7 protein-coding genes and 3 pseudogenes are annotated in these 10,230 nt (G+C 68.2%); 6 read left to right on the plus strand and 4 right to left on the minus strand.

What is annotated here, in order from left to right:
* Both ABZ621_RS28085 and ABZ621_RS28090 read right to left on the minus strand, forming a co-directional pair.
* Nucleotides 1-934 (minus strand): S1 family peptidase (locus ABZ621_RS28085; RefSeq protein ID WP_360609213.1); only part of this gene is annotated, 934 nt, incomplete at its 3' end.
* Nucleotides 935-1,030: 96 nt separating this feature from the next.
* Nucleotides 1,031-1,528, minus strand: a complete 498-nt coding sequence (locus tag ABZ621_RS28090) for a hypothetical protein (RefSeq protein ID WP_360609214.1) — start codon at nucleotides 1,526-1,528, stop codon at nucleotides 1,031-1,033.
* A 719-nt stretch (nucleotides 1,529-2,247) separates the two neighbouring features.
* On the opposite strand from ABZ621_RS28090, the gene ABZ621_RS28095 reads away from it, so the two are divergent.
* From ABZ621_RS28095 to ABZ621_RS28105, 3 genes and pseudogenes are all read left to right on the plus strand, one after another.
* Nucleotides 2,248-5,802 (plus strand): ALF repeat-containing protein, encoded by a 3,555-nt coding sequence (locus tag ABZ621_RS28095; protein WP_360609215.1) that lies wholly within the window; start codon nucleotides 2,248-2,250, stop codon nucleotides 5,800-5,802.
* Nucleotides 5,802-6,197: a hypothetical protein gene (locus ABZ621_RS28100; RefSeq protein ID WP_360609216.1), complete on the plus strand. Its 396-nt coding sequence runs from the start codon at nucleotides 5,802-5,804 to the stop codon at nucleotides 6,195-6,197. Before ABZ621_RS28095 ends, ABZ621_RS28100 begins: the two co-directional genes overlap by 1 nt.
* 227 nt (nucleotides 6,198-6,424) lie before the next feature.
* Nucleotides 6,425-6,589: pseudogene (locus tag ABZ621_RS28105) on the plus strand (transposase family protein); the annotation flags it as partial.
* A 497-nt stretch (nucleotides 6,590-7,086) separates the two neighbouring features.
* Here ABZ621_RS28105 and ABZ621_RS28110 read toward each other — a convergent pair.
* Nucleotides 7,087-7,278 (minus strand): annotated as a pseudogene (locus tag ABZ621_RS28110) (transposase family protein); the annotation flags it as partial.
* A gap of 27 nt (nucleotides 7,279-7,305) precedes the next feature.
* On the opposite strand from ABZ621_RS28110, the pseudogene ABZ621_RS28115 reads away from it, so the two are divergent.
* The 3 genes and pseudogenes from ABZ621_RS28115 to ABZ621_RS28125 form a co-directional block, all read left to right on the plus strand.
* Nucleotides 7,306-7,602: pseudogene (locus ABZ621_RS28115) on the plus strand (transposase); the annotation flags it as partial.
* A 46-nt stretch (nucleotides 7,603-7,648) separates the two neighbouring features.
* Entirely contained in the window at nucleotides 7,649-8,521 is an 873-nt protein-coding gene (locus ABZ621_RS28120) for a hypothetical protein (protein ID WP_360609217.1), read from the plus strand.
* Nucleotides 8,522-8,638: 117 nt separating this feature from the next.
* On the plus strand, nucleotides 8,639-9,430 hold the full coding sequence (locus ABZ621_RS28125; RefSeq protein ID WP_360609218.1) for an IS5 family transposase: 792 nt from the start codon (nucleotides 8,639-8,641) through the stop codon (nucleotides 9,428-9,430).
* Between the two features lie 19 nt (nucleotides 9,431-9,449).
* Here ABZ621_RS28125 and ABZ621_RS28130 read toward each other — a convergent pair whose 3' ends face one another.
* Nucleotides 9,450-10,094: a hypothetical protein gene (locus ABZ621_RS28130; RefSeq protein ID WP_360609219.1), complete on the minus strand. Its 645-nt coding sequence runs from the start codon at nucleotides 10,092-10,094 to the stop codon at nucleotides 9,450-9,452.
* Between the last annotated feature and the right edge of the window lie 136 nt (nucleotides 10,095-10,230).

Here is a 10,230-nt window from a genome sequence, read left to right on the forward strand (position 1 = left end):
CGGTGATGTCGGCGAAGTACAGCCGTCCCATGTCCTGGCCGTCGACGAAGCGGCCCCAGCCGTTCGACATGACGGTGCCCGCCCCGAAGCTGCTGCCGAGGTTGCGGTGGACGACCACCGCGCCGTCCGTGCGCTGCAGCACGAGGTCGTCCTTGCCGTCGCCGTCGATGTCGGCGGGCGTGACCTTCTCACGGCTGACGATTTCCTTCACCCAGCCGGCCAGCCCGTCGACACGGGTGTCGACGGCGTTGGTACGGGTCTCCGCCGGGTCGATGCCCAGGCAGCCGCCCTGCCACGACCGGGAGCCCACGGCGACCAGTTCGGGGGTTCCGCTGACCGTGCGCAGGGCCGGGCCGCCGGCGTCCCCCTGGCAGACGGTCGCGGTGCCGGAACCGTCGAGGTTCACGTCCGTGCCGGTGGTGGAAGCGACGGTGAAGGTGCCGCTGTGGAGCTTGTCGGGCACCCACTCGGTCTTCGTCCGGCCGAATCCGGCCTTCGTCAGCTGCTCCCCGGCGGCGGCGGCGGTGGCGGTGACCCGGACCGGGACGGCGACGGAGCCGGGAACCCTGGTGCTGAGCCTGACCAGAACCAGATCGCGGTCGGCGTGGGGTACGAGGGCGAGGGCCTGCTGGACGCTGCCTCCGGTCTGCGTCAGGTCGGTACGGCCGACGGTGACGGTGGTGGCGACCGCGGGTCTGCCGGTGTCCGAGACGCCGGCGGTGGTGAAGCAGCTCTTGGCGGTGAGAACCCACTGCGGGTCGACGAGCGCGCCGGTGCAGGCCGCCTTCTCCCCGATGACGATCTTTGCGGTGAAGTTCAGCTGCGCCGAGGCGTCGCCACCATCGAGGGCGGTGGCGGGGAGGACGGTGGCGGCGGTGGCGAGCACGGTGGCGGCGCCAACAGCCCACACGAAGCGCGAACGCTTTGCTGTCATGAGTGTTCCTTGATGGTGAAGGAGGAGAGCTTCGGCTGCCGCATGAGTTGTTTCCTTGCTGCGGTCACCAAAGGGTGAACAGGCCTTCTGGCGTTCCTACTTGGAGGTGCGGATCTCGACGAGCATGTGGTCGCGACCCTCGGGGTCGGCACTCTCGCCGACCCCGGTCCAGGTGTCCTTGGCGACGGCGAAGGACTTTTCCTCCGTGCCGACCGTCATGTCGACCTGGGCGCTCTGGTCGACGCTGCCCTTGACGGCGTACACGGAGGGGATCTCAAGTGTCAGCCAGCCGCTGTTCCCGGTGACCTTGAAGCAGATCTTGGCCTTGCTGCGGGCCCAGACCTCGAGCAGTCCGGTCTCGCTGGCGCAGTCGGCCAGCACGATGTGCCCGTCACCCCGCTTCAGGACGATGTCCTTCTCGGCGAGGATCTTGTCCGCGTTCGGGTAGTTGTAGTCCTCCACGGCATAGCCGGGTGCCTCGTCGGCCACGGATTCCGTGTCCCCCGTCGGCCGGCCCGCCGACGAAGTCGTCCACAGCACGGCCGCCAGGCCGGCGGTACATGCCGTCGCAATGATGCGAGTGACGAGTTTCATATGCAGTTCCCTCTTATAGGTCAGGCGTCTCATCCCCTTTTTCCATGCATGGCGACGCGACCCGACCGGGCGCCTCTGCACCGTTTCAGGGAAATGTGAGCAAGCCGTGGTGCAGCCGGGATGACAGCTGCCGATATTTTCGCGCAGGTCATTTCAGCCCACCTGGCGAGGTGTGAATTATCCAGGTGGGCTGAAGTGGCTTTCTGCGGCTCCTCATTCAAGATCGCAATCCCTCCACATGTCCAACAGGGCGAACCGGAAACAGCTGGACAGAGTTGGCGAATCCACCCGCCGAAATAGCCAGTCTTACGAAGGTTGCAGGGATGATCATGGAGGATACGTGAAGAGTCTGAGGTGTGATCTTCACGAATGTGTGAGGTTGGATGCGCGAATGGAAATTCCATCGGGAGGCGTTTGGAGTCGAAATTTCCAATTTGCTGGATTGTCCGCACTTTGCGATCCGTCGCGAATGACGGAGTCGACGCCCTGAGGAAACGGATCAAATTGCCACGGATCAAGTCGTAGAGTCGCCCCTCGTATTGCCAGCTAATTGACGTTTAACTGAATCGATGTTGGGATCATGCTGCCTCGGCGCCCGGACAGTACCTGCCCGCTATTTGCACATCTGTCTGGGCGACGCGGCGGGCGGGCGGCACCGTGCCGCGTCATAGGGGCGGGTACGGGTCGGATGGACACAGTGAGAGTGGAAAGGAGTCGTGATGTCACAGCAATCACGGCGGGTGTTGAGTAGGCGTCAGTTGCTGGCCATTTTCACCGGGGTAGCGGCCGGCAGCGTGCTGTCCACCGGTACGTTCGGGACGCGCCCGGCGTACGCGAGTGGTTCGGGTGGCACGCCGGCGGTGCCCGAGGGATCCGGACTTCCGGATACCGATCGCGGCAAGGTGGTCTGGGCGTACAGATCGGGCCGCCGGGCCGTCCGCACCGCGGCGGCCGCCGCGCTGGTGGGCTCCGCGGCGGACATAACGGAGTTCCTCGGTCAGAAGGCGCCTGTGGCCTGGTCCGAGGACAACAGGTTCGCGCTCGCGGAGTCCCTGGCCGCAGCGGGCTCGGCGACGCGCAACGCCATCGGTGCGGCGTTGTCCAGCGGGGACGCAGCGGTCGAGGCCCTTCTCCAGGGCGGTTTCCAGACTGCCGTGGACGAGGATCTCAGGGTGGCCGTGAGTACGGTCCAGGCCCACGGTGCCAAGGGTGTGAAGCGTGCTGCATCCGCCGCGCTGGCGGCCGATTCCCCCTTCGCATTGCGCGCCTTCCTCAGCGACGGGCGGTTCACCGCGCAGGAGGAGGACGATCGTGTGCAGGTGATGACCATCCTCGCCGCAGGGTCACCACAGGTGCGTGAGTACGCGAATCGGGCCATGGACGACGGGTCGGCCAGGGCCATCCGGTGGTTCCTGGAGACGGGTCAGTACATCGCCCGGGCACGCGACGAGGAATCGGCCACGATCCAGCAGTTGGTCGACGTCGTGGAGAAGGAAGGACGCCGCGCCAGTCTGAAGACCGAAGAGGCCGTCGAGCTGTCCAACCAGGCAGTCAGTGCTTCCGAGAAGGCGAAAGCCTCGGCGTTGGAGGCCAAGGCCGAGGCCTTGGCCGCCGAGCAGGATGTCGCACGCTCGGCCAAGGCGGCGGGGAAGGCCGCGCAGGCGGCCATGGGCGCGGCCGCGGCCGCGTCGACCGCGGTGTCGGCCTCACGGACGGCACAGGCCGCCGCGCAGCGTTCGGTGGCTGCCGCCAACGCCGCTGCCGCGGCTGCGGCATCGGCGGGACGCGCTGCGGCGAACGCGTATCGTGCGGCGATCGCCGCTTCCAAGGACAGGGCGATGGCGGGCGCGGCCAGCGCGGCGGCGGACGTCGCGCTGAAGCTGGTGAGCTTCGTGCGCACGGTGGCCGCCAAGGCAGACCTCGCGGCCCTGGCTTCCGAGGCGGCGCTGCGGGCGGGCGACGCCGCCGCCAGCTCGGCGAGCAACGCGGCCGACGCCGCTCGCGCGGCGGCCGACGCGGCCGTGGCCTCCGGAGCAGCCCAGTCCGAGGCCGCTGCCGCGACGCGGGCCGCCGCCGAAGCGGACGCCGCCGCGGCCAGGGCGGTCCAGGCGGCAAGCAGGGCGCGGAACCTGGCCGGGCAGGCGGCCGCCGCCGCCCGCGCGGCGCGTGACGCGGCCAACAGCGCCGCCGATCACGCCGAGAAGGCCGCGGCCGCTGCCAAGGAAGCGGCCGCCCACGCCGGTGAGGCGGTCGACTACGCCAACCGGTCCACGCTGGCTGCCAACGCCGCTGTCCAGGCGGCGAACGCCGCCGCCGACGCGGTCGTCAAGGCGCGGGATGTCGAACAGGCGGCCCGCCAGGCCGAGGCCGAGAGTCTGGCCGAGGAGACCAGCGAGGCGATTGAGCAGGCACGTCTCGCGGCGAAGGCGGAGTCGAACGAGCTCGAACGGTTCAACCGGGAGCGGACCCAGGAAGCGCGCCTCTCCGAAGAGCTCCGGGCGCTCATCAGCTCTGCGGAATCAGCACTGCAGAACGGAACCGTCGAGCAGGCCGCGGCGGCCGGGCGCAAGGCGGCGGTCCGCCTCTTGGAGGGCCCGGGGACCTGGACCCGTCAGGCAGCAGAGTACGCGCTGGCCGGTGCGGACCAGGACGTCGTCAACTGGATCTCGACCGACCGCGTCCTCGCGCTGCAGCAGGACAACGTCGAGAACGTCGTGGCGCTCGCCGCAATGTCGACGCAGGCCGTGGCCACGGCGGCCGCGGCGGCTCTGAAGACCGAAGACCCCGTCAAGATCAAGGCATTCCTGGAGACCGGAGCGGTCGAGGCAGCCGCTGATGACAACCGGGTCGAGGTGGCCAGGATCCTGGCCGACCCCAGCAGCGGCACGAGGGTGCGAAGCGAGGCAGCGGCCGCGCTGGACGCGGGGACCGCCGAGGCCGTGCACACCTTCCTGTGGGTCGGCCGCGAGGCGGCCGTACGCGAGGATGACCGGGTGGCCGCGTCCACACTCCTCGCGACCGGAGGCCCTTACACCAAGGCGGCGGCGCAGATCGCGCTCGAGGGCGACACCTTCATGCTCCGCCAGTTCATCGCGACCACTCAGTACGACGTCGCGCGGATCGACCACGATCGCGCCACGCACATCAGCGCGGTCCGTGCGTCGATCGCACGCGCTGCCAAGATCGCAGCGAATGCGCAGGAGGACGCGGCCCGCGCCTCCGAGGCTGCCGCCATCGCACGCCAGGCCGCTGACAAGGCGACCGAGTGGGCCAACCTCGCCAAGGGTTACGCCGAGGATGCGGCGAAGTCTGCACAGGAAGCACGTGACAACGCCGATGCCGCCGAGCGGTCCGCGGCCGAAGCGGCGAAGTCCGCCCTCGCCGCGAGCAACGCAGCCGCCGCGGCAGTCAGGTCGAGCCGCGTGGCACGCCAGGCCGCGACACGAGCCGTGCGGTCCGCTGAGACCGCCGCGAGCTACGCCACGGACGCCGCGGTCGCGGCAACGATGGCTCGCAAGCAGGCATTCGAAGCCGGCAAGGACGCCGTCGCCGCCGCGCAGGCCGCAACCCAGGCCTACCAGCTCGTCATCGAGGCCGCGGTGCGCCAGGCGATCCAGAACGCCATCGACCATGCGAGCGTTCCCATCGGCGACGACGGCGGCGAACTTCCGCCCGGAGCCGAGAGCTGTCTGACGCCGTTCGGCAAGCCCATCCCGTCCGGAAACGGCGCCACACCGTTTGAGCTGGGGTGGAGCTGGCTCACGGGGGGCGGCGATCGGTCCCAGTGTTTCGGCCCGAACGACGAGTTCACCAGCCTCTACCGCGATCATCCCTGGACCGACAAGACCCTCGACTACTTTGCCGATCGGGTGCGGTCCGGGAACTACGAGCTGGGCCACACGTACATGTACGACTACAGTCTCGCCGGCGTCCAGGGCCTGAAGTGGCTCAGGGACATGGGGGCCACGCAACCGGTAGACGGATTCCTGACCGGGTACACCGGAAACCATGCATACGCGTTCATGGGCTCACAGCAGATCCGGATGACCCCCATCCGGAAGAACGCGGACGGCAGCGTGGTGTGGCGTTACACGGCGTACAGCGAGCAGAGCGCGGAGTCCGCAACCCGCCCGCCTGTCATCGGGTACCAGGACTGGTACAAAGAGACCGCCGGTAAGGCCATCAATGGTCTGATCGACTGGGTCAGCGGCGACTCGGGACCAGGGTCGACCATGACCGTGACTGTCGAGTTCAACGTCACGCTGGGACCGTAGTGGGCAAGCTGACAAGCGGACGTCGGTTCGCCGCCGCCCTGGCCGCTTCCGCGCTACTCGCCGCAGGCTGCACGGCTCAGGTCGCCGCCGAAGACCTGCCCGGCCTGTACCGCAACAAGGAGACCGGCGGCGAGATCACGCTTGATTCCGACGGCACATTCACCGCCACTCATCTGTCGACGGGCGAGAACGCCGACCCCGACGATTTCCACGGCAACTGGGACTTCGTCGACAACGGCACCCTCTCCGACGACTTCGTCTACCTGGACATCGACGGGCGTGGCATCGGTGAGGTCTCCGGTGTCCAGCTCTACGCGCGCGGCGGAGGGAAGATAGCGTTCAGCACTCCGGACGGGTCGTGGTCCCTGGTGCTCACCAAGAGCACGGAGACTTAGAAGCCGTGTCTCAACCGGTCATGGAACGTGTGGGTCGAACAGGGATCCTGGCCGGGTGATCTTCCGGTGGTGCGCCCATGAAAGCAGGACCTCTCGGCAGCTCGGTGAGCTCTTTCAGAGTGGCCTCTGAGCGGGTGACGGGCTGAGGTTCCGCGACGCGCGAGGCTCCTGTGCCGTCGAGTGAGACGTTCGACGTCTCAACTCGGCAGCACAGGAGCTTCGTTGGCAAGCTGCCGCCCCACCAGCGTGCCGTCGTCGGCCTGGTCTACCTTCGCCGGCACGACACGCTCGCACGGATCGCCGCCGGCTTCGGCACATCCGTCGGCACCGCCCACACCTCCGTCACAGCACTCGTCGAGCACCTGTCCCGAAGGGTGCCCGGCCTGCTGCGGGTTCCACCCAGGCGTCCGCGAAGCGAGGTGGGCAGAGGTGCTGACATGGGACTTCGGGTCGGCACCAAAACCAGCACGGGAACCAGCACGGCACCTCCAAAGCAGGGCGCAGTACGCATACCTGGCACCGGCCTGTGGGTGGTGCTCTGGCACCGGTGGGGAGCCCGGGCCGGGGTGGCATGGTGGACACCGGCATGCTTGGGCGGTGAACTATGGTGTGCAACCACATACACGCGTGACCAGGGGGTTTCTACGGTGTGGCGACATCGAATCGTCCCCGTCACTCGCTCGGAAGTGGTGCACATGGCCGCCGCAAGACCCTCTGCCACGTCCCCCGGATCCATCAAGCGCATCGTCGCCGCCAGCCTGATCGGCACCACCATCGAGTGGTACGACAACTCATCAGACTGAAGCTCCGACCTGCGCTTTCGTCGTCGCCAGGCCCCCGAAGTCAGCACCGAACCAGCACGGGAAAATGCCTGTAGGGAGCGTTTTCAGCGTTGCCTCTCCAGGGGGGACTTCAGCCGCGCCATCCCGCGTTCGACGGGTGCCCGGGCCTGGGTCACTGCTCGGTTGACCGTGCGCTGGGTCGGGGGCAGTTCGTCGCCGGCAGGCCGTTTGCACGCGGTGGTCACCCACGGTCCGGCTCCCCGGTAAACACGGTCAGCAAGGCCCGAGACGTCCTGGCGAAGGCCCCAAGATCCGCCGGACAGACCCTGGTTGGCCGGGCCCGTCACCGACCACGGCGGCTGTTCGCCGACCGCGACTACAACTGCGACACGTATCGAAGCCTGCTCCGGGTCCGCGGCATCACGCCGAAGATGGCGCGTAAGGGCACTGCCCACTGCTCCGGCCTGGGCAAGACCAGGTGGGTCGTCGAGCGCACCTTCGCCTGGCCCCACCAGTTCAAACGGCTCCGGATCCGCTACGAGATAGGAGATGGCCTCCACGTAGCACTGCTCCAACTCGCCTGCAGCGTCATCTGCTTGCGACGCCCGCGAACCTCATTCTGAAATGATCAGGTAGAGACAAGAACGTCCAGCGCCTACGATCACGCCCATGTCCCTCACCTCGCCCATACCCGTCCTGCGTGGTTCCGGCGGAACCGTCCTCCAATCCGAGGCCGACGGCCTGGTACTGAGCCGGGCGGACGTGGAGACGCGGATCCCGCTCCAGGCCGTCCGGCGGATCCGCGCCGAGGGGAGGGCGGTCGCCGTGGAACTCACCGCCCCGGCCGGGGCGACCCCTGCCGTTCACCGGGTCGACGGCGTGAGCGAGGCGGCGGCCACGGTCTTTGCCGGCGTGGTCAACGCGACCCTGCCCGAGCGCGCCGAGGAGGCCGGGGAGACCGCCGACGGCTCGGCCCTCGTCACCGTCCGCGCCCTGACCGAGCCCGAGCCCGAGTCCGAGCAGGACAGGCGGACGCGCGTGTTCAGGCTCTGGCTCGGGACCGTCGCCCTCCTGGCCGTCGTGCTCACCGTGGCCGTCTGGATCGCGGCGCCTGCGGTCATCGCGCTCCCCCTCCTGGTCGCCGTCCCCTTCGGCGCGACTGCCACCACGGCCGGCTTCATAGGGCTGAAGATCGTCCGCAACGAGTGGTACCTGCCTCGCAAGGGCATCACCGTTGAGGCGGTACGGCGCGACGGTACGACCGATCAGTTCGGCGTGACGGGGAACTACGTGTACACGGACATGGACGGTCAGAGCCGTGCCATGTTCGCCCAGAGCCGCGCCGAGGTCATCCAGGTCGCCTACCACCCACAGAACCCCAGCACCGTGGTTGCCTGCCAGTCGTTGCCGCGCAGGTCCGTCTGGGCGGTCGTCTGCGCGGGCATCCTCCTCCTTGGCCTCGCCGTCGACATCCTCGTCGTGGGCCTGGCCGTCTTCGCCTTCCAGGGCGAGTACGACAACTACGCGACCACGGCTGGCTGACCCGCACCACCCGCGACCCCACCCGGTCCGGATATCCGCTCCGAGCGGCACGGTACGGTCGCCTGAGCGGGCGGTGCCCCCGCACCCAGCAGACCGGCCGAGGTAAGCCCCAGCGCCGTGACCACCGCGGCCGGGCGCTTCAGCAGTGGGCTCTTACGGACTCGGACTGGCGCCCCGTGGCGGGACGTGCCCGAGAGGTACGGCCCGTGGGATCGTGTCTATGACCTCTTTCGGCGATGGCAACGGGGCGGTATCTGGGCGAGGATCCTCTCCCGACTCCAGGCCGAGGTGGATGCGAAGGGCCTGATCACCTGGGACGTGAACGTCGACTTCACCGTCTGCCGGGCCCATCAGCACGCCGCCGGAGCGGTGAAAGAGGGGGGACCTCCAGAAGGAACCGCCCGGCGGCATCTTCGCCGAGCTGGCCGACCACGGCCTCGGACGCGCCCGCGGCGGGCTGACCAGCAAATCCACCTCGCCGTCGAGCAGGGGCAGAAGCCGCTGTCGGTGGTGATCACGGCTGGGCAGCGGGGTGATTCGCCTCAGTTCGTGCCGGTCCTGGATGCGATCCGGGTGCCGCGACTCGGGACCGGCAGGCCGCGCAAGCGCCCGGGCCGGGTCCGGGCCGACAAGGCGTACGACTCCCGTAGCAACCGCTCCTACCTGCGCAGACGCGGGATCAAGGCAACGATTCCGGTGCCTGCTGACCGGGTCCGCAACCGGCTCACGCGCGGCTCTCTCGGCGGCCGGCCGCCGAGGTTCGACAAGGACGACTACAAGCAGCGGCACGCGGTCGAGTGCGGGATCATCGGCCTCAAGCGCCACCGGGCTGTGGCCAACAGGTACGACAAACTCGCCGTCCGTTTCGAAGCGACCGTGCTGGTCGCAACCATCAGCGAATGGCTCTGACCAGCACTTTCACGCAGCCCTAACGATACGGCGAGCCGATGACCGCCTGGCCGATCTGGTTGGCCAACCAGGCTGTGTGCTTCTGCGAGTCCCGGGTTTTGTGGACGTCGACGCATACCGTGTGGGTCCCGATCTGCCGTTCGACTCCGGCATCGTCGCAGTTGAAGACCAGGGTGACCCCGTCGTGCTCGACGCGACCGTCGTACCCGTGCTCTGGCACCGCCGGCCAGATCATCTGGTCCCAGCGGATCACGCCATATCTCATACCCACCAAGGTGGCGAAGGCGTCTTCGACGCCACCGACAGGCTGGTCCACCATCGATGCCCAGAGCGGGAGCAGGGGAGCGAGGCTATCCGTGTCCTCGGAGAGTTCGGCGGCGTGCCAGTCACAGCGCAAGACCGTCTGCGTATCGAGCTTCCTCGCCCAGAACTCTTCGTTCTCGGTGCGGAACCAGGAGTCCGGTAGCACCCGACGCAGTTCCATCACCTCCGCGACCGTGCAGAGCTCCACATCCACTGACACTTGGGCGTACTCTCGCTCGCCCAGCGCGAGCAGTTGACGCGCTGTGGCGAGGGCCGCCGCCGAGTCGGACGTTCGGAAGACTGGGTAGGAGACACCGTTGGACATGCTGGCATCTTGCCCCACACCGACGTCGGCCAGCATTCATGTTCGTGAACGACGAGCACTTTCACAACAGGCCCTACCTTGATCTTTAACCTGAGCGGCGTGGTCGCGGAGTGGTCGACTGCGTGGTCCGGGACGTGGTGGTGCCGGTCTTGCGGGATGTGTGGACGTCATG

The sequence above is a fragment of the Streptomyces sp. NPDC007863 genome (assembly GCF_040633895.1).
GTDB lineage: Bacteria > Actinomycetota > Actinomycetes > Streptomycetales > Streptomycetaceae > Streptomyces.

Coding starts and splice junctions, on each gene's coding strand:
- ABZ621_RS28090 (WP_360609214.1), bottom strand. CDS start 1,528: ATGAAACTCGTCACTCGCATCATTGCGACGGCATGTACCGCCGGCCTG.
- ABZ621_RS28130 (WP_360609219.1), bottom strand. CDS start 10,094: ATGCTGGCCGACGTCGGTGTGGGGCAAGATGCCAGCATGTCCAACGGT.
- ABZ621_RS28095 (WP_360609215.1), top strand. CDS start 2,248: ATGTCACAGCAATCACGGCGGGTGTTGAGTAGGCGTCAGTTGCTGGCC.
- ABZ621_RS28120 (WP_360609217.1), top strand. CDS start 7,649: ATGTCCCTCACCTCGCCCATACCCGTCCTGCGTGGTTCCGGCGGAACC.